14 protein-coding genes and 3 pseudogenes are annotated in these 18,256 nt (G+C 63.3%); 10 read left to right on the top strand and 7 right to left on the bottom strand.

Translation table 11 applies throughout. The features are described 5' to 3' along the window. Positions 1 to 2: 2 nt before the first annotated feature. Positions 3 to 1,211 (bottom strand): annotated as a pseudogene (locus ACSKB8_RS30915) (deoxyguanosinetriphosphate triphosphohydrolase). A 124-nt stretch (positions 1,212 to 1,335) separates the two neighbouring features. On the opposite strand from ACSKB8_RS30915, the pseudogene erpA reads away from it, so the two are divergent. Beyond that, positions 1,336 to 1,666: pseudogene (erpA, locus tag ACSKB8_RS30910) on the top strand (iron-sulfur cluster insertion protein ErpA). A 131-nt stretch (positions 1,667 to 1,797) separates the two neighbouring features. Here erpA and ACSKB8_RS30905 read toward each other — a convergent pair. Then, positions 1,798 to 2,463, bottom strand: a complete 666-nt coding sequence (locus tag ACSKB8_RS30905) for a DUF4272 domain-containing protein (protein WP_438108169.1) — start codon at positions 2,461 to 2,463, stop codon at positions 1,798 to 1,800. Between the two features lie 261 nt (positions 2,464 to 2,724). Here ACSKB8_RS30905 and ACSKB8_RS30900 point away from each other — a divergent pair, with 261 nt between their 5' ends. Then, entirely contained in the window at positions 2,725 to 3,555 is an 831-nt protein-coding gene (locus ACSKB8_RS30900; protein ID WP_438108168.1) for a hypothetical protein, read from the top strand. A 27-nt stretch (positions 3,556 to 3,582) separates the two neighbouring features. On the opposite strand, the gene ACSKB8_RS30895 is transcribed toward ACSKB8_RS30900, so the two are convergent. Next, on the bottom strand, positions 3,583 to 5,913 hold the full coding sequence (locus ACSKB8_RS30895) for an ATP-binding protein (protein WP_438108166.1): 2,331 nt from the start codon (positions 5,911 to 5,913) through the stop codon (positions 3,583 to 3,585). Between the two features lie 132 nt (positions 5,914 to 6,045). Between ACSKB8_RS30895 and xth the strand changes: the two genes are divergently transcribed. Further along, positions 6,046 to 6,843, top strand: a complete 798-nt coding sequence (gene xth / locus ACSKB8_RS30890; protein ID WP_128945869.1) for an exodeoxyribonuclease III — start codon at positions 6,046 to 6,048, stop codon at positions 6,841 to 6,843. Between the two features lie 15 nt (positions 6,844 to 6,858). Here xth and ACSKB8_RS30885 read toward each other — a convergent pair whose 3' ends face one another. Both ACSKB8_RS30885 and ilvD read right to left on the bottom strand, forming a co-directional pair. Beyond that, complete coding sequence (locus ACSKB8_RS30885) at positions 6,859 to 7,683, bottom strand: tetratricopeptide repeat protein (protein WP_438108164.1); 825 nt, start codon at positions 7,681 to 7,683, stop codon at positions 6,859 to 6,861. Further along, positions 7,670 to 9,391, bottom strand: a complete 1,722-nt coding sequence (ilvD, locus tag ACSKB8_RS30880) for a dihydroxy-acid dehydratase (RefSeq protein WP_438108162.1) — start codon at positions 9,389 to 9,391, stop codon at positions 7,670 to 7,672. The genes ACSKB8_RS30885 and ilvD overlap by 14 nt, the downstream gene beginning before the upstream one ends. Before the next feature lie 1,315 nt (positions 9,392 to 10,706). Between ilvD and ACSKB8_RS30875 the strand changes: the two genes are divergently transcribed. Beyond that, the gene (locus ACSKB8_RS30875) at positions 10,707 to 12,296 is read left to right on the top strand and encodes a tyrosine-type recombinase/integrase (RefSeq protein ID WP_438108160.1); all 1,590 of its coding nucleotides are present in this window, start codon (positions 10,707 to 10,709) and stop codon (positions 12,294 to 12,296) included. Between the two features lie 348 nt (positions 12,297 to 12,644). Here the strand turns inward: ACSKB8_RS30875 and ACSKB8_RS30870 are convergent, their stop codons facing one another. Further along, complete coding sequence (locus tag ACSKB8_RS30870) at positions 12,645 to 12,839, bottom strand: hypothetical protein (protein ID WP_438108158.1); 195 nt, start codon at positions 12,837 to 12,839, stop codon at positions 12,645 to 12,647. 102 nt (positions 12,840 to 12,941) lie between these two features. Between ACSKB8_RS30870 and ACSKB8_RS30865 the strand changes: the two genes are divergently transcribed. From ACSKB8_RS30865 to ACSKB8_RS30840, 6 genes are all read left to right on the top strand, one after another. Then, positions 12,942 to 14,549: a primase-helicase family protein gene (locus ACSKB8_RS30865; RefSeq protein WP_438108157.1), complete on the top strand. Its 1,608-nt coding sequence runs from the start codon at positions 12,942 to 12,944 to the stop codon at positions 14,547 to 14,549. A 114-nt stretch (positions 14,550 to 14,663) separates the two neighbouring features. Beyond that, entirely contained in the window at positions 14,664 to 14,936 is a 273-nt protein-coding gene (locus tag ACSKB8_RS30860; protein ID WP_438108156.1) for a hypothetical protein, read from the top strand. 380 nt (positions 14,937 to 15,316) lie between these two features. Beyond that, positions 15,317 to 15,658 (top strand): hypothetical protein, encoded by a 342-nt coding sequence (locus ACSKB8_RS30855; protein WP_438108154.1) that lies wholly within the window; start codon positions 15,317 to 15,319, stop codon positions 15,656 to 15,658. Further along, positions 15,594 to 16,382, top strand: a complete 789-nt coding sequence (locus ACSKB8_RS30850; protein WP_438108152.1) for a hypothetical protein — start codon at positions 15,594 to 15,596, stop codon at positions 16,380 to 16,382. The genes ACSKB8_RS30855 and ACSKB8_RS30850 overlap by 65 nt, the downstream gene beginning before the upstream one ends. 145 nt (positions 16,383 to 16,527) lie before the next feature. After that, the gene (locus ACSKB8_RS30845; RefSeq protein WP_438108151.1) at positions 16,528 to 16,806 is read left to right on the top strand and encodes a hypothetical protein; all 279 of its coding nucleotides are present in this window, start codon (positions 16,528 to 16,530) and stop codon (positions 16,804 to 16,806) included. A 506-nt stretch (positions 16,807 to 17,312) separates the two neighbouring features. Beyond that, on the top strand, positions 17,313 to 17,867 hold the full coding sequence (locus tag ACSKB8_RS30840) for a hypothetical protein (protein WP_438108149.1): 555 nt from the start codon (positions 17,313 to 17,315) through the stop codon (positions 17,865 to 17,867). 79 nt (positions 17,868 to 17,946) lie between these two features. Here ACSKB8_RS30840 and ACSKB8_RS30835 read toward each other — a convergent pair. Further along, positions 17,947 to 18,227, bottom strand: a pseudogene (locus ACSKB8_RS30835) (SOS response-associated peptidase family protein); the annotation flags it as partial. Positions 18,228 to 18,256: the final 29 nt, after the last annotated feature.

Here is an 18,256-nt window from a genome sequence, read left to right as displayed (position 1 = left end):
GCCTAACGCAAATCCGGGGTCGAGTTCAAAGAGCCGCTGGTGCTCGGTCAGGGCGAAACGATCGGTCATTCCGGCAATGAAATTACCGATCCGGCGGGCCCGATCGCCCTCATTGTCCGCCTCCGCCCCCACCAGCCATTCCGGCGGCAGTTCAGATGGCTCCTTCAGGTACTTTGCGAACAGCTCGAACAGGATCTGCTCCGCCTCCCCCATCACCCGCATCACCCGCTTGTGGCGGTACATGTGCTGGTACAGGAAGCGCTTGATGGCGGCCTCCTCCTCGGCGACCTCGGCTGGGAACGCGACCAGCGCCCGGCTCTGCTGGCGCACGTCCTGAGCCGATTGCGGTTTGACCGCCGCAAGATTCTTCTGCGCCTCGGCGAACACCGCACCGATCAGATGCGAGATCAGCTCGCGCACAAGCTCTGCGCCGCGCCTGACATCTTCGAGATCGGGATACTGCGCCGAGGTCTCGGCGATGATCTCCGCGGTCAGCGGCATCACCTTGAGATCGTCGAGGTGGAACAGGCCGGCGCGCAGGCCGTCATCGATGTCGTGGGCGTCATAGGCGATGTCGTCGGCGATCGCGGCGACCTGCGCCTCGAGCGAGGCAAAGCTCCATAATTCGAGGTCATAGGTCTTGATATAGTCGGCGATGCCGACGGGAACACCGTGCTCGCGGTAGCGCTCGGTCGGCGCGCCGCTGCGATCGGTCAGCGGGCCGTTGTGCTTGACGATGCCCTCCAGCGATTCCCAGGTCAGGTTCAGCCCATCGAAGTCGGGATAGCGGTGCTCCAGCGCGGTGACGACCCGGAGCGTCTGGGCGTTGTGGTCGAAGCCGCCAAACTCCTTCAGGCAGGCGTCCAGCGCCCGCTCGCCGGCATGACCGAACGGCGGATGACCGAGATCATGGGCGAGCGCCAGCGTTTCGGTGAGATCCTCGTCCAGCCCGAGTTGCCGGGCCAGCGCGCGGGCGATCTGCGCCACCTCCAGCGAATGGGTCAGCCGGGTGCGGTAGTGGTCGCCCTCGTGGAACACGAACACCTGGGTCTTGTACTTCAGGCGGCGGAACGCGGTGGAATGGATCACGCGGTCGCAATCGCGCCGGAACGGGCTGCGGGTCCGGCTCGGGGGCTCGGCGACCAGCCGGCCGCGGCTGCGATCGGGGTCGCAGGCATAGGGCGCGCGGGGGCAGCCATTCCGACGGACACGGCGAATTTAGTCCCTATCCATTTGATTCTGCGTATGGTGGCACTTAACTATGTCGGACACGGGATACCAAATGAATTGGGCAAATGAATTTGGTATGACCGCGGGGACTATTGGAGACCAGTAATGACGACTGCCGTGACCATCAGCGACCGGGCCGCACGCCGGATTCGGGGAGATCCTCAAGGGCGAAGGTTCTGGCGCGATGCTGCGCATTTCCGTCGAAGGCGGCGGCTGCTCGGGTTTCCAGTACAAGTTCGACATCGACCGCGCCCGCACCGACGACGACCTCGTGATCGAGCAGGACAATGCGGTGGTGCTGGTCGACTCCGCCTCGCAACCGTTCCTGGCGGGATCCCAGGTCGATTTTGTCGACGATCTGATCGGCGCCTCGTTCCGCGTCAACAACCCCAACGCGACGGCCTCGTGCGGCTGCGGGACCAGCTTCTCGATTTAGTCAGACTCAAAATCTGAAAAACGACCCCATGCACCGTGGCCGGGACGTCGGCACGGTGCATTTCGGCTTTTGCGCGCTTGCGGAAGTCCTACTTTAGCGAGCCACCTGCAGCCCCTTCGCTCAATCGAGCGTTAGGTATCAGTCGTGACATGATCCCACGCTTGTCCGTTGCATCCGATAAGCCAGTTTAAAGCGTAGTGTCTTTCTTCCGTCACGCCAGGATCGAGAGCTGCCGGTACCTGCGGTCCTTTCATGCGGGCGTTTCTAACAGCCCAGTGATACCTGTAGATCAGATCGGCCTGATCAAGAATGTCGGCGATCGGACGAAGTTCGAAGTCTTCGATGAACTGAGAGGTTGTCCTTTCGGCCATCGTCCCCGCGGCGAAATTCACGTCGCAAATCTGAGCTGGCTTGCCTAGTTGGGGCACGAAGCCCAATGCCCAAAGCAGAGTCCAGGCGGCTTCGTGCCTCCAGGTGAATTGAATCCGGTCGTGCTGCGAGGGGGATTTGTCGAGCGCGAAGCCGAGTTCCTTGGGAGTCAGATGTGGGCGGAGTTCGTATGATTGTAGAAGTCGTTCAACCAATTCTTCCCCAAGTCCTTCGCCCTTTGCAGCAACGAAGAGGAGACAAAGAGTGCGCAGCGCGACCTCTTCTTTAGGCCGTTTCAGCGCCTCAGCCGTGGTCTCAATAACGGGTAATGCAGCAAGGAGGGGTACGCCCTCGGCTCGAAGTATCCTTTCTGATCTGAGCTTTCTGTCGATAGCTTCCGCTGATATCCTCCCGTTCTCCGCTGACATCCTCCCATTTATCACGCCAATCCCCCTACGCTTGTCGAACGTACAATATCACGAGGCCTCTTCGGCTGCGACAGGATCGAGCATGCCTTGCCGCTTGGAGCCCGTGCCAGACTGCGGCATCATAGCGCCGCGGTGAACGAGTAGTGCCCATCTTCATCGGCCATGGCGCCAATAGCGGTAGCTTATCCAATGCGCATAATCGATCGTCTGTTCTGTTGCCTCGTTCTATTCCTTGCAATCGCAGCCGTCCCTGTATCTCCCGTGCTCGCTGCCGAATCCTGTCCGTTCATCAGTGCCAAGGAGCTCGGCGGCGCGATGCCGGCGCTCAATTGGTCGCTGGTTTCAAATCAGGACGGCCGCGGCTGCATCTACCAGGCCGGGCGCGGCGACACGATGATGCTGACCGTGTTTCGCAATCCCGACAAGGACCGCGCCAGGGAATTGTACGCGACCTTCGTCAAGACGCTCGGCGAGCGCATGCCGCTGAACGCAGTCGCGGGGATCGGCGACGAAGGCCAGGGCGGAACGAGCGCCGCCGGCGCGCAGCGTCAGGAGGCCTCGGTCGTCGCCTTGTCCGGCGATTACATCCTGCAGATCAGCATCTATCCGATCGGCCGGCGCGCTGACGACGCGCTACTCGGACCGCTCACCGAAGCTGCGCGCGCTGCCATCGCCAACGTGGGCAAGACCAGCGAGCGGTTCGGCGATTGCGAGTGGCTCACCGCCGCGGATGCCGACGGTTTCCTCGACAAGAGCACGCTCACGGTCCAGCGGACCGGCGCGGGCAGCTGCATGATGTTCGATCGCGAGGCCAACACCATGACAGTCGCGGTGATCGCGACCTCGCGCGACACCGCCATCAGCATGATGAAACGCGCAGGTCCCTGCCAACACGTGGTGATCCCCGAGCTCGGCAACGAAGCGTTCGGCGAGCATTCCTGCACCAAGGGCAACGGCAACGCCGACACCATCTATGTCTGGAAGAACGGCAGGCAGGCTTCGATCCTGTTCGCACCGGTCAAGCCGCATCCGGAGTCCGGCTCGGTCCAACGCCTGAAGGTGGTCGCCAGGCGAGTCTATGGAAAACTGTAACGGGGCGCCGCTTCGCTTGAATACGCTTTAAGCGCCCGTCATCTGCCTTTCCTCGTCCGTCCACTCGACATCCGCCGGCAGCAGCTGCGGCTGAAGCGGCGCGTCCTCCGAGAGGACATAGCCGTCCAGCGCGCGTAGCAGCGCGGCGACCAGGGCCGGCTTGCGCAGCGGCTTGGCGAGGAAGTCCGACATGCCCGCTTCGCGGCAGATCTTCACGTCCTCCGGGAACGCATTGGCGGTCAGTGCGATGATCGGCAGGGCGTCGAAGCGCCCGCCTTGTGCGCGGATCGCACGGGTTGCGGCCAGGCCGTCCATGTCGGGCATGCGCACATCCATCAGCACGACATCGTAGTTGCCCTCCGACACCGCCTCGACGGCCTGAACGCCGTCGGTGACGACGCACAGCTCGACGTCGAATGCCCCTAACATCTTGCTGACGACCATACGGTTGACCGCATCATCCTCCGCGACCAGCACCTTCAGCGGCCGGTCGAGCCCGGCAATGCGCGCCTTGAGCTCGTCGGCGTCGTCGCGGCCCGCATCCTGATCGGACGCCTGCGCCTGGCTCCAGGGCAACACCAGCGTGAAGCGGAAGGTCGAGCCCTTGCCCGGGGTCGAGGTGACGCCGATGGTGCCACCCATCTGCTCGATGATGCGCCGGGAGATCGCAAGGCCGAGGCCAGTGCCGCCGAAGCGGCGGCTGATCGAGGCGTCGGCCTGGGCGAAGTCGCTGAACAGCTGGCCTAGTTTTTCGGGGGCGATGCCGATGCCACTGTCGGTCACCGTCCATTCGACGGTCGCCAGCAGATCGCGCCGTGCCTGGCAGGTGGCCGAAATCGTCACCTCGCCGTCGTCGGTGAACTTCACCGCATTGGACACGAGGTTGAGCAGCACCTGGCGGATGCGCGCGACGTCGCCGCGCAGCGTCGGCGGCAGGTTCGGATCGAGCTCGACCTTGACCGCAAGCCCCTTGCTCTTGGCGCTCGCGCGTCCCACGGTCGCTGCGGTCTCGACCAGCGCCTGCGGCGCAAAGTCGATCGCCTCGAACGCGAAGCGGCCGGCCTCGAGCTTGGACAGATCGAGGATGTCATTGAGGATGCGCTGGAGATTGTCGCCGGACTCGCGGATCGTGGTCACGGCCTCGCGCTGCTCCGGATCGAGTTTTGTCTCCAGCAGCATGCTGGCGAGCCCGAGCACGCCGTTCATCGGCGTGCGGATCTCGTGGCTCATCACCGCGAGGAAGTCGGACTTGGCGCGGCTCTCGGCCTCGGCCTTTTCCGCGCGCCAGCGCTCGGTCACGTCGCGGCCGAAGCCGCGATAGCCGAGGAACTGGCCGTCGCGATCGTGGGCGGGCTTCGCCGTCAGCGACCACAGCCGTGCCTCGCCGCCGACGACGACCTTGATATTCATCTCATGCAGCGGCTCGGCCTGCTCCATCAGGCCGACAATGTTGTAGGCCGCGCTCTTGTCCTCGGGGCACAGCATGTCGAGCACGTCGGCGAAATGCGAGCCCTTCAGCAGCGGAAGCGGCAGCTGCGCGACGTCGGCGAAGCGCTGGGGCACGTCGACCAGATGCCCCTCGGCGTCGGTCTGCCACAGCCAGTCGCTGGCGTTCTCCTGAAAGTCCTTCAGCAGCAGCGAGATGATTTCGGTCTGGCGCTCGAGCTCGAGCTGGGCCTTGAGATTGCCGAGGAAGAGGTTGCCCTGGGAGACGATGTTGCGCGCCATGAAGAATGCGAACAGCAGCAGGAATACCGCTGTCACCAGATAGGGCCCGGTGCCGCACAAGAGCAGCGCGCCGACGCAGGCGATCGTCATGGTGGCGAGATAGACGAGGCCGGCACGAGGGAAGGTCGACAGCGTAAACGCTCCGCCCGACATCATGCCGACCATCAGGCAGGCCAGGATGAGCTGGCTGGTTGGTCCGATGTGGCTGAACAGCGCCAGCGGCAGCATGCCCCAGATCGCGGCGAGGAAGAACGCCTGTCGCAGCACCTGCCGCGCGGCGCGGCTTGAGGCCTCCTGCAGCGGATTTCGATGCGACCGCCGCCACGAACGCACCGCAAGCAAGGCGGTAGCGGCGAACGTCATACCCCAGATCGCGAGGAAATCGTTCCAGCCCCTGCCCCAGAACAGGATCAGCACGATGGCGACGTTGAGCAGGGTCACGGCCATCGTCACCGGGATCAGCCGCGTCACCGCGTCGATCTGCTTGGCGCGGATGCGTCGCAGCTCGCGCTCGCTGAGATCGGCGGTCAGGCCGTCCTCGATCTCGAAGCCGCCGAGCCAGTGCAGGAACGCGCCGACCACGCCGTCGCGCGACTCAGTTCGCGTCATGGATTTGTCCGGCCATCTCATCCGAGGAACCTTTTCGGCATCAATGACCCGGCGCGCGCTTAAGCCGGGTTAATTTTGTGGGAGATTTTGCGACCGCCTTGACGGGCGCGTTTGCATTTTGTTCTAACGGTGGCTCCCTCCTGGAGCCCTCCAATGCCCATCAGAGTAGCCACCTGGAACGTGAACTCGGTCCGGCAGCGCATCGACCTGCTGCTGACCTGGCTGAAGGAGTGCCAGCCGGACATCGTCTGCCTTCAGGAGATCAAGTGCGTCGACGAAGCCTTCCCGCGGCTGGAGATCGAAGCGCTCGGCTACAACGTGGTCACGCACGGGCAGAAGACGTTCAACGGCGTCGCCCTGCTCTCCAAGCTCCGGTTCGACGAGACCAAGTCGGGCCTCGCCGGCGACGACGAGGATGCGCATGCCCGCTTCCTCGAAGGCGTGGTGACGCTCAAGCAGGGAGTGTTGCGGATTGCCTGCCTCTACCTGCCCAACGGCAATCCGGTCGGCACCGACAAATATCCCTACAAGCTCAAATGGATGTCGCGGCTTCTTGAGTATTCGAAGGAGCGCCTCAAGGAGGAGGTCCCGCTGATCCTCGCCGGCGATTTCAACGTCATCCCGCATGGGCGCGACGTGCACAATCCCGCCGCCTGGACCGAGGACGCCCTGTTCAAGGCCGAGACGCGGGAGAGCTTTCAGTCCCTGCTCGGGATCGGCCTGACCGACGCCTTGCGGGCGGTCACGGATGAGGGGGGGCTCTACACCTTCTGGGACTACCAAGCCGGGGCCTGGCAGAAGAACCAGGGCTTGCGCATCGACCATTTGCTGCTGTCGCCGCAGGCCAGCGACCGGCTCGCCAATGTCGGCATCGACAGCTATGTGCGCGGCTGGGAGAAGCCGTCGGATCACGTGCCCGTGTGGGCGGATCTCGATCTCGAGGCGGCTTAACGCCGCCTCTGCAGGTCACTCCCGGCGGCCCTGCACCCACTGCTCCAGCATTTGCAGGCACATGGCGCGGTCGTCGTCGGAGGCCTTGGCGAAGGCGCGGTTGTAGCTTTCCTTGATCCAGGTCTCCTCGGCCCCGGCGCTATCCCGGGCCAGCGTCAGCCACATCAGGCCGCGCGCGGCCTGTCGCGGCAGGCGGTCGCCGTTGAACAGCATCTGGCCGAGTAGCGCCTGGGCCTGATGCTGGCCCTTCTGCGCGGCGAGGCCGAGCCAGCGCGCGCCATAGCGGAAATCCTCGCGCGAGGCGTCCGGCGTCTTCAGGTACAGGCGGGCCAGATCGTACTGCGCATCCGCGTTGCCGAAATAGGACGCGGCATAGGAGAACATCTCCCGCGCCCGCTCCGGATCCGACTTGATCTTCGAGTTCGGGATGCCGCTGAGATAGTAGCGGCCGAGCGCGACGAAGGCGTTGGCCACGATCTGCGCTTGCGGCGCCGAGGGGCTGTCCTCGGCATGCGCGTTGGCGATGCGGCTGAAATATTCGAAGGCGCGCAGATCGTCCTGGGCGACGCCGTCGCCATTGGCGTACATGCGGCCGAGCTTCCACTGCGCGATGGGGTGACCGCCCTCGGCGGCATATTGCAGGGCGCTGAGCGAGGCTTCCTGAGATGCGACCGCCGGCGGAACTCTGGTGCGAACCGTATTCGCAGCCCCCGGCAAGGTGGTCACGACCGGGATGGTCGCATCCTTGTTGACCGGCGCGCCGTCGAAGGCGAGCGCCGGTGCGGCCAGCGCAGCAGCCCCCAACATAAACGCAACTATCGCACGCCTAGATGTCCGCATAGCACTGTTTCTCGTGCGCGCCGCCCGGATGGGTCACCGCCCCCCCGCGCGCTGGTCCAACCTGCTGAGCATACTTCCAGAGCGCACCCGACGTGTGGTTAGTCGCGCGAGCCGCCCATTTGGTCTTGCGCTGGGCGAGCTCCTGGTCGCTCAATTTTACGTTAAGGCTACCGGCGACGGCGTCGATCTCGATGATGTCGCCGTCCTCGAGCAGCCCGATCGGGCCGCCAATCGCGGCCTCGGGCCCGACATGGCCGATGCAGAAACCCCGGGTGGCGCCGGAGAAACGGCCGTCGGTGATGAGCGCGATCTTGCCGCCCATGCCCTGGCCGGTCAGCGCCGCGGTGGTCTGCAGCATCTCCCGCATGCCGGGGCCGCCCTTCGGCCCCTCGTAGCGGATCACGATGACTTCGCCTTCGCGGTAGGTGCGCTTCTGAACCGCCTCGAAAGCGTCCTCCTCACGGTCGAAGCACCTGGCCGGACCGGTAAACCTGAGGTTGGACATTCCCGCGACTTTCACGATCGCACCTTCTGGCGCCAAATTGCCCTTCAGACCGACCACACCGCCCGTGACGGTGATGGGTTTGTCTGCCGGGTGCACCACGTCTTGGTGCGGATTCCACTTCACGCTCTTGAGGTTTTCGGCGATCGTCCGGCCCGTGACGGTAATGCAATCACCGTGCAGGAAGCCGTTGTCGAGCAGCGTCTTCATCAGAAGCGGTATGCCACCTACTTCAAACATGTCTTTGGCGACATAACGGCCACCCGGCTTCAAATCAGCGATATATGGTGTCTTTTTGAAGATTTCGGCGACGTCGAATAAGTCAAACTTTATGCCCGCCTCGTGCGCGATCGCCGGCAGGTGCAGCGCAGCATTGGTCGAGCCGCCGGATGCGGCGACCACGGCAGCGGCATTCTCCAACGCCTTGCGGGTGACGATGTCGCGCGGCCGGATGTTGGAGGCGATCAGGTCCATCACCTTCTCGCCCGCGGTCATGCAGAAGGCGTCGCGGATTTCATAAGGTGCGGGGGCACCGGCCGAGTAAGGCAGCGCAAGGCCGATCGCCTCGGAGACGGTCGCCATGGTGTTGGCGGTGAACTGCGCGCCGCAGGCGCCCGCCGAGGGGCAGGCCACGCGCTCGATCTCGTCGAGATCCTCGTCCGACATGGCGCCGACCGAGTGCTTGCCGACGGCCTCGAACATGTCCTGCACGGTGACCTGTTGCCCGCGGAAATTGCCGGGCAGGATCGAGCCGCCGTAAATGAAAATCGACGGCACGTTGAGACGGACCATCGCCATCATCATGCCCGGCAGCGACTTGTCGCAGCCGGCCAGGCCGACCAGGGCGTCGTAGGCGTGACCGCGTACCGTCAGCTCGACCGAGTCGGCGATGCATTCGCGCGACGGCAGCGAGGAGCGCATACCGTCATGACCCATGGCGATGCCGTCGGTGACGGTGATGGTGCAGAATTCGCGGGGAGTGCCGCCGGCCGACGCCACACCTTTCTTTACCGCCTGCGCCTGGCGCATCAGGGCGATGTTGCAGGGGGCGGCTTCATTCCAGCACGAGGCGACGCCGACGAAGGGCTGGTGGATCTGCTCGGTGGTCAGACCCATAGCGTAGAAGTAGGACCGATGCGGCGCGCGCGCAGGGCCTTCCGTCACGTGACGGCTCGGCAGCCTCTGCTTGTCAATCTTCGCGCTCATCGCAAACCAGTTTCCCCGGTCAACCCTTTCAGACCCGAAAAATCAGAGCCAAGATTTGAATCGACCTTGGGATTTCCCGTCGCCGTCGAAGACCGCCGCTGCACTTAAATCATTAGAGTGATTTTATTCATGTTCGGGTGTGGCCAAAAAGCGGCGCTGATGCGAACGGCCGGTGATGAGGGCTAAAACGCCAATCACTGTTGCTTGAACACAACAATCGTGGCGTGGAAGACACGGATTGTCCTACCAAGATACCCTCGCAGGGATGATGATCCACAACTTCCGATTTCACAGCACGGGCAGCGCGCCCCCGTTTGACGATGAGGCAGCTCGGCTGAGTCGGCGCCGCCCTGCTGCACCACCGAGCCCCTCTCGTGTCCCGGACGCGCAGCGGTTGCGGCGCAGAGCCGGGATCCAGGGCCACACGGCACGACACAGCGACGTGGGCCCCGGCTCTGCAGCGCATCGTCGCTGGACGATGCTTCGCATCGCCGGGGTGACGCTGCGCTGCGTCCAGGGCACGAGGCGCAGTGTGGCGCATGCTGCCTCCACAGCGTCATTGCGAGCGCAGCGAAGCAATCCAGAATCCCTCCGCGGACTCCGGATTGCTTCGTCGCAAGGGCTCCTCGCAATGACGGAGCAAGGGGCACTGCCGTCGTCCTCCAAGTCGCTATCATCGACTTGGCGAGCGGAAAAAGTGTCGGCTATGTCCCCGAACACCCGTCGGTCATGTCCCCGGGCTGAACAGCAGGCGGGCGATGACAGCGCGCGCGTGGTCGCAGACACGCCTTCGCATTCTCGCGACGGATTTCGCCCGAGCTTTGCTTCGTCTCTCCACCCTCTAGATCCAAGAGGGCGCAGGGAAGGCCGGGTGCCGGCGGCACCCGCGGTCCGCTGCGCGAAACGCACACGCAGAGAAGACCGCACAGCAGCATACAGGTGAAGCCCAACACACGGCCTTCCCTGCGCAGTGGTTTGACGGCTTATGCCGCGCTCTCCCGGGAGCCGAGTTCCCTCTGGCCTCCCTCACCCCAGCGAAAGTCGCCGACACTGCGCCGGTTGACGCCAATGCCGCATCCGCCAGGGCTTGACCGTAGCAACGACGGCCAGGACCACACGTCTATATTTTGAAGGACGGTGAAAGGTCCTGAAAGCAACAAAACCCTTCAAAACAAGGGGTTTTTCCCTACGATACCCGCATCGGATTTCAGCGCATTTCGCCAAATCTAGGGCCCGGCCCTACTCCTTCAGCGTCCGCACGACAGACTGGAAGCGAGAGCCGAGCCCATGGTCCCAACCCTTCGGAGCTGAAACCATGAGCGAGACTATCACGACCGCCGAGCCCGTTGCCAAGCGCCCGCGCAAGCGCAACGTCATCTTGACCGACCGCATGTGCGAAAAGCGGGTCGAGGAACGGGTCAAAATCTACGACCGCAAATGTTCCGGTCTGTACGTCAGCATCACCTCGGCTGGCGTGGCGACCTTCTCATTCAAGTTCACCGACAAGCAGACCGGCAAGCAGCGCACCGGCTGGCTGGGCATCTACAACCCGGAGACCTTCACGGTCGAGCATGCCCGCAGCCGCGTTTACGGTCTCAAGGGCATGGGCGGTGAGGCGCTGGCCGAGACCTTCCGCGAGCACAAGGCCGACAAGGCGAAGCGCGGCAAGACCATGGCCGAGATCATCGACGAACGGATCGAGTGGATGAAGACGCCCGTCGCAAAGGCTGGCGGCAAGCTGCGGCCCCGGTTGGAGGCATGGGAGGAGACGGCGCGCCAGCTCAACCGCTTCCTGCGTCCCCGGCTTGGCAAGAAGCTGCCGGGCGAGGTCACCAAGCGGGACATCGCGCAACTGTCCGACGACATCGTGGCGGGGAAGTTCGGCAGGCCCTCGGTCTCCAATGCGCGGCACATGCGCAAGGCTGCCTCGGCACTCTTCAACTGGGCGGCGGAGCCGCCGCGCGAGTACGTCACCGCCAGCCCCTGCGTGAACCTGCCGAAGCTCGACCCGGAGCACCCGCGCGCCCGCGTCCTCAACGAGGATGAGATCAGAACCTTCTGGCACGGCCTCGACCGCAACGAACTGATGGGATCATGGGACCGCAGGACCCGGCTCGCGCTCCGGTTCGAGCTGGTCACGATGCTGCGGTCGAAGGAGTTGCTTGGCGCGCGCCGCGACGAGCTGTGCGATCTAGACGGCCTGCGCGCCCGCTTCGACGTGCCGGAGGAGCGGGTGAAGAAGCGGCGAACGATCCGGCAGCCGCTGTCCGACCTCGCGGTCGAGATCATCAACGAGGCCTTGCGCGGATCGAACAAGCAATTCGTCTTCGCAAGCTCGCTCGGCGATCAACCGCTGCATCGCAAAATCATGGCCGAGGCGCTACGCGGGGTGACCCGCAAGGGCAAGGTGACGATCCCCGGCATCTGCCAGTTGCTTGGCTTGAGGCCGTTCACGCCGCACGATTTGCGGCGCACGGCGGCGAGCTGGGCGCGTTTGATCGGCCAACCGACATCGAAGATTGCGCTTTGCTTGGATCATCGCGTGACGACCGAGGACGGCATCAAGCTGCCCCTGTCACCGGCAAGCACTACATCCACGCCGAGGAACGCGAGATGGCAGAGAAGCGCGAGGTCCTACAGGCGTGGGCAGCCGAGCTGCGGCGGATCATCGGCGAGCCTGCGCCGAAGGCCATCGCTCAGGACGAGTTGCGGCTCGCAGCCTGATCAACGCAAATCGCCCAACTTGGGCGATGTGAGCAGCCCCGTCAGCACATCGCTGGCCGGGCTTTTCCTTTTGAGAGCCGTCGAGCGCGGCGTTGACGAATTCCCACCCCTGACAACCACCCAAGAGTTGCGCGAGCGCGAGAGACCGACCGAGCAGCCCAGCTTAAAGGGAAACATCTGATAGAACACCTGAAAATGGCATCCGCCGCGACGCAACTCAACGTAGCGCGTCAACGAAAATGTATCAGGGGAGGTTTTCGTTGATGCATCGTCGAGCAATCCGACTATTAAAGAGGTCGCACGAAACCCGGAGCGACCACATGGAAGAAAAGACACCGACCGCCCCCGCCGCAAATCTGCTGTCTTCGACGTGTCGCCCTGCATTACGACATTCGGTAACTGACGGCGCACCGAGCACGACGCCGGGGCCTCGGCGCATGCTCAGCGAGGCGCAGGTTCTTGAGCTCGTGCCCATTAGTCCAGTAACGCTCTGGCGAATGGAGAAGGCAGGCCGATTTCCGAGATCGACTTACATTTCGCCGAACCGGCGCGTCTGGTTTGAGGACGAGGTCATCGCATGGCAAACCGAAATCAATGGCCGGGGCCGGGGCTGGCGGCGCACCACATGAGCGCGATGCCGGTCTACCTGAAGCGGCAGCACGCCATGACAGGAGGCGACGATGTGAACGACCAATGAAAAAGCGCGCGGCAGCTTCACCGGCACCGCGCGCTTCCAGAACTCAATCCTGATCCACAGCCGGGCGGGCGGACGATCAGGTCGAACTACCTCTCAGGACACCGAAAGCCACCGAGGAGTGTGCGCCAAATGTCTATGCCATCCAAAGCCTGCCTACAAGTCCATCACAACTCCGATCCCGCGAGCGCGGCGCTCGACTGTTCACTGCGGGCCGAAGGCATGCGGAACGACGAAACGCTCACCCAGCAAGCGGCGGGCGTCACGATCTCAGACTTCGAAGCCTACATGCCGATGCACAGCTACATCTACACGCCATCGCGCGAGATGTGGCCCGGTGCCAGCGTCAACGCGCGCATTCCGCCTGTGAACGTCGGCATCGATGAGGGCGGCAAGCCAATTGAACTCCCTGCCTCGACGTGGCTCGACCAGAACAAGCCGGTTGAGCAGATGACGTGGTGTCCGGGCCTGCCAATGGTGATCGATGATCGGTTGGTCTCGCAGGGCGGCTGGTTCGAGCGTAAAGGGGTGCGCTGCTTCAACCTCTACAAGCCGCCCGAGATCAGGCTCGGTGATGCTGACAAGGCTGGTCCCTGGCTCGACCACGGTCGCAGCATCTACGGCGAGCAGGCGTCGCACATGATCCTCTGGCTCGCACACCGGGTGCAGCGCCCGCAGGATAAAATCAACCATGCTCTGGTTCTCGGCGGCATGCAAGGGATCGGCAAGGACAGCTTTCTGGAGCCGGTCAAGCGCGCAGTGGGGCCTTGGAATTTCAGTGAAGTCTCGCCGCAGCACCTGCTTGGCAGGTTTAACGGCTTCGTCAAATCTGTGATCTTGCGCGTGAGTGAGGCGCGCGATCTGGGCGACCTGAACCGCTTCTCCTTCTACGATCACATGAAGACCTATACGGCAGCTCCGCCCGACGTGCTGCGGGTCGATGAGAAGAACGTGCGCGAGTACAGCGTCTTTAATTGCTGCGGCGTCATCATCACCACCAACCACAAGGCGGATGGAATTTTCCTGCCAGCCGATGATCGCCGCCACTATGTCGCTTGGTCCGATGCGGTTAAGGAAGACTTCACCACGGATTATTGGACCACGCTGTGGGGCTGGTACGAGACCGGTGGCTATGGCCACGTGGCGGCCTATCTCGCCGACCTCGACATTACGAGCTTCGACCCGAAAGCGCCGCCGCCCAAGACGGCCGCGTTCTGGGACATCGTGGACGCCAATCGCGCGCCCGAAGATGCCGAACTGGCCGACGTGCTCGACCGGCTTTGCAGCCCCGCCGCGACGACGCTCGCGCGGGTGCAGAATGCTGCGACCGGCGACTTCGAGACGTGGATACGGGACCGCAGACACCGCAGGCAAATCCCGTACCGCTTCGAGCAGTGCGGGTACGTGCCCGTCAGAAATGCCGCCGCGAAAGATGGCCTTTGGGTGATCAACCATGCCCGCCAGGTAGTCTACGCCAAGGCCTCCCTATCGCTTTCTGAGCAGCTTGCGGCGGCGGCGCGGCTCGCCAATCGCTTTCTGAGCAGCTTGCGGCGGCGGCGCGGCTCGCCAACCCCAATGGGTGAAATCGATGAAATCAGTGATCTTCCATCTCCATTAAATAGAGCACCGACGCTCTCTGGCCGCGCCAGCGAATGGAGATGGAAGATCACTGACTTTAGCGATTTCAACGACTGGATCGCCACGATGGCCGGGATCGAACATCAGCGAGCGTCGCCATGAACCGCCACCAGCGCCGGGCCGATCTACGGGCTTTCAAGCGTGATGCATCACGCTGCGATCTGATGACCTTTTTGGCCGAGCCCGGATGACGCTCGCCTCTCCGGCGCGCCCCTGTTGCAGCGCACGGCCAGCAACTGGATCGATGCCCTCTCGACGCGGGGCAGACATTGCATCGTCTGCAGTTCGTGGCTGGTGGACAGGCAGCATGTCGGCGCATTGCTGCTAGCGACACCAGCGGTCCGGCCGACATCGGCCAGTGCATGCGGCGTCTGCCGGGAGTGCTGGGATGCCGGGCTTCCCCTTGAGGCGCTGGAGCGCGCCGCCGAGCATGCGCTGCAGGAGGCTCTGCCGGGCGGACGGCTCGAACCGCTGGAGACGCGACGATGAAGCCGCTGCGGCATCCACTGCTTCCTGTCGGTCCCGGCCATCGCACGCCGCAGACGCTGCTGGCGATCGACGAGCGCGATGCCTTGCTAATCGAGATCGCGCGCCGCTTCTATCCCGGTGTCTCGCATCGGGAGGCAGCGCACCGGCTGCGGTCTCGACTACTAATCTATCGTGGGCGTTGGCGGCGCACATGCACAGACTTGAGGTGCCCGCACGACCCCGAGCGCTTGGATGCGGCGTTGTGGTGCCTGTTGAAGGTCCGCGACCATGTGCCGTCAGAGCGAACGATCAGGCGCGTCTTGTCGCGAGGTCGCTGGCCCTATTCGTGGCCCAGCGTTTGAGATGTGATCCGCTTCAATCACCTGATGGAGGCGAGAACCATGACGTTTGAACCCGGACCCGCAAACCCGCAGCCGATGAGCGTCGGCTTCCACACCCGGCCAGCGTTCGATGTGATCGAGCTGCTGCCGCCCGACGGTGCTGACCGGCTCCGGGCACTTCGACACCACGTGCAGGATTTGCGCAGTTTGACCGTTCCCTTCGCGGACATCCAAGAGGCGAGCACGGCGCGTATACAGGCCGAGCAGCGGCTGAAGCGGCTCCGGGATCACCAGCAAGATAATGGTTTTAACCTCAGGCCCGATGATCCGCGCGTGCTTGAGCAGCAGCGACAGCTCGAACAAGCTGACGGCCGACTTCAAGCGGCTCAACGAGCGCAATGAGACGCGGTCGGCGGCATGGCGCACGGCATCGCATGTGCTGTTAGCGGTCGAGGGCTGGTTGAAGGACCGCAGGCCACCCGGCACCGTGCTTGAGGACTTCAGCGGCCCGGAGCCGAAGCTCAACAAGGGCGAGAGCCTGATCGATGCGATCGAGCGCCTGCGCCGACGCGGACGAGAGTTGAAGGCCGACCTCCATCGCATCAGTTCCGCGCCATATCCGTCGAGCTATTGCAAGCAGCAGATGCGCGCGCAGATCGAGGCACTGGCGATGCAGGGTGCGCCGAGTGTCTCGAACCTCATCGAGCACGACCGCCCGATCGTTTGGCCGACGCAGCGCGTGCAGTCGCAGGTCTTCAGCGCCGACCCGGCACTTGCGTTCGCGGAGATCGAGGCGGCGGTACCTCTGATCGCATGGCTGTTCAAGGATGCGTTGGTCAAGCGGCTCGATGCGGAGATCGACACCGAAGCTGATGATGGTGCCAGCCTGAGCCACATCGAACGCGAGAAGCGCCTCAGCGAGGTTCAGCAAGATTTGCTTTTTTCGGAATATGAGGAAGCGCAGCTTGTTTGGGCGGCGCTGGAGCAGAAGCTGCCGGTCGAGCATCGCAGTGACTGTTCACCGCTGGCGATCCTACAGTGCAGGCTGGTCACGGCTCCGGCGGCGGTCAATGGACGGGGAACGTCACCGCAGCATGCCTTCGACATCATCGGAGCGCGGCGATGACGAGATCGTGCAGCCGGGAGCTACATCCTGCCTTCGTCCCGGCATTTGCGCGACAAGGCGGCCACCTCGCTGGCGCAGGGGTGGCCGCTCCGGGCGGGGCCATCGCCACGGTGGCCTCGCCCGCCTCAACACGAAAGCAACGAGCATGATCAACACCTATCGCACTGCGGATGAGGCCGACCGCGACAAGGCTCAGGCACTGCACGCCTCCGTGACCCACGCATGGTTGACGCTTCAATCGCGCAACCAGCTCTGCCAGCGCTGGCGGTCACTTCCGCTGTTCCGACGCGACGTCGGCGAGAGACCAAGTTGGCGGCATCTTTTAATCCGCGACGATGTGAGCCGCGAGTTTTCGCCGGACAATGCCCGATGGCAGATTGCGAAGTGGTATCGACGACGGCGGCCCGCGAACCGGCGGCAATAGTGCTACGATTGCCGCGAGAGGCGGTGACGACGAAAGTGGAGAACCTTCATGGTTGATGACGTCCTGAGGCTGCGAGCGACCGTCGTCTCGGATCAGGCGCTGGCGAACATCAAGGAAGATCGGCCGCGAGATCGGGCTGGTCGGCCAGCGTGGCGCGACCGGCGTCAAGAAGCGGTAGTGGTACGAGCAGTGGGAGGTTTAGGCTGCCTTTCCGTACTCGCCCGGATAGAATGTCCGGCATGACTGCCGTATATCCACGCCCGGCAGTCTTAACTCATAGCCGGGCTTTCGCGTGGTCGCCCGAGCCAGTGCAACCCGCTCGGTCAGTCGGGGATGCTCCTTCAAGGTTCGCTTTACTTTCAAATATGGCTATCGCGACGACGCGCTAGTCAAGGAAGCGGACGTGACGCCATCGCGAGTGGTTATCCCAGCCGATCGTGTTGTCATTGAGGAGGCCAAGTGCCATCCCGGCCTTCTTAACCGACGCCTCAACAAGAGCAAGCAACATGAAACGACCTCTATTCGCCGCCGCAGCGATGCTGCTGGCAACCACCGCGCAAGCGGCAGATGTTTGGGAAAACGTCGAACAGAACAGCATGTGCCGCATGCAAACTGGATCAGCCGCAACGGGTGCTATTGCGATCACCTTTGTGAAAGGTCAGAACCTGCATTTACAACTGTTCAAAGATAAGCATGCCTTCCCCACCAAGCGCATGTGCGGTCTAAGAGACTGCCCGTTCATCACCATGACAAAAGTCAACTTTGCCTATGCTGATGGGCACAATTCTTGGGTTAGCGGCTGGGCCGAAGCCAACTTCAATATCGTGCTTGGTCAAGGTTGGCTGGAAATGCCGATCCTGCAGTCGAACGTCGTCTCGATCCTAACTGGCCTCGATGATGCCAAGCAAATCTCGTTTGAATTTGCTGATGGCAGCCCGTCGTGGTCCGCCTCGGTCCCCGGCGTTGAAGTCACGGATAAATTTGTAGACTGCATTATGCGCTTCGGCGGGATTGCCAAAACCGACATCGACAGATTTGCGGAACGGCACCGCGCAGATTGACGCTTCGGCTCTGCGCATTACGGTGCTGCACCGCACGAAGTGCCAATCCCGGCCTTCACACATGGAGCAAGCCAATGAGGACCAAGCACCGGCTCTCCGGCTTCAGCCAGCCGCGCGCCAGTGCGGCGATGACGTGTTGCGGATGTTGGTGACTGGCGGTCCGCCTGTGCGTGGCGGCGGCGGCATGCCCCAGCGCATCGTCACCATCTCGGTCCCGGCGTCGGTGTTGCGCACGACAGGCGCTGGATAGTCAGGAAAGACGCCGGGCATCGGTGCCAGGTTGCCGACATAGCGGTTGACGACGCGGAACAGCGCAGCGATGGCGGCTTGATTGGTAGTGATGCTGTAGAGGTTGCACATGAGCGTTGAGCCGTGACTGAAAATGCTGA

This window comes from Bradyrhizobium sp. BR 1432, from assembly GCF_051547705.1.
In the GTDB taxonomy this organism is placed as follows: Bacteria; Pseudomonadota; Alphaproteobacteria; order Rhizobiales; family Xanthobacteraceae; genus Bradyrhizobium; species Bradyrhizobium zhanjiangense.
This window is presented reverse-complemented; position numbering and strand designations above follow the sequence as displayed.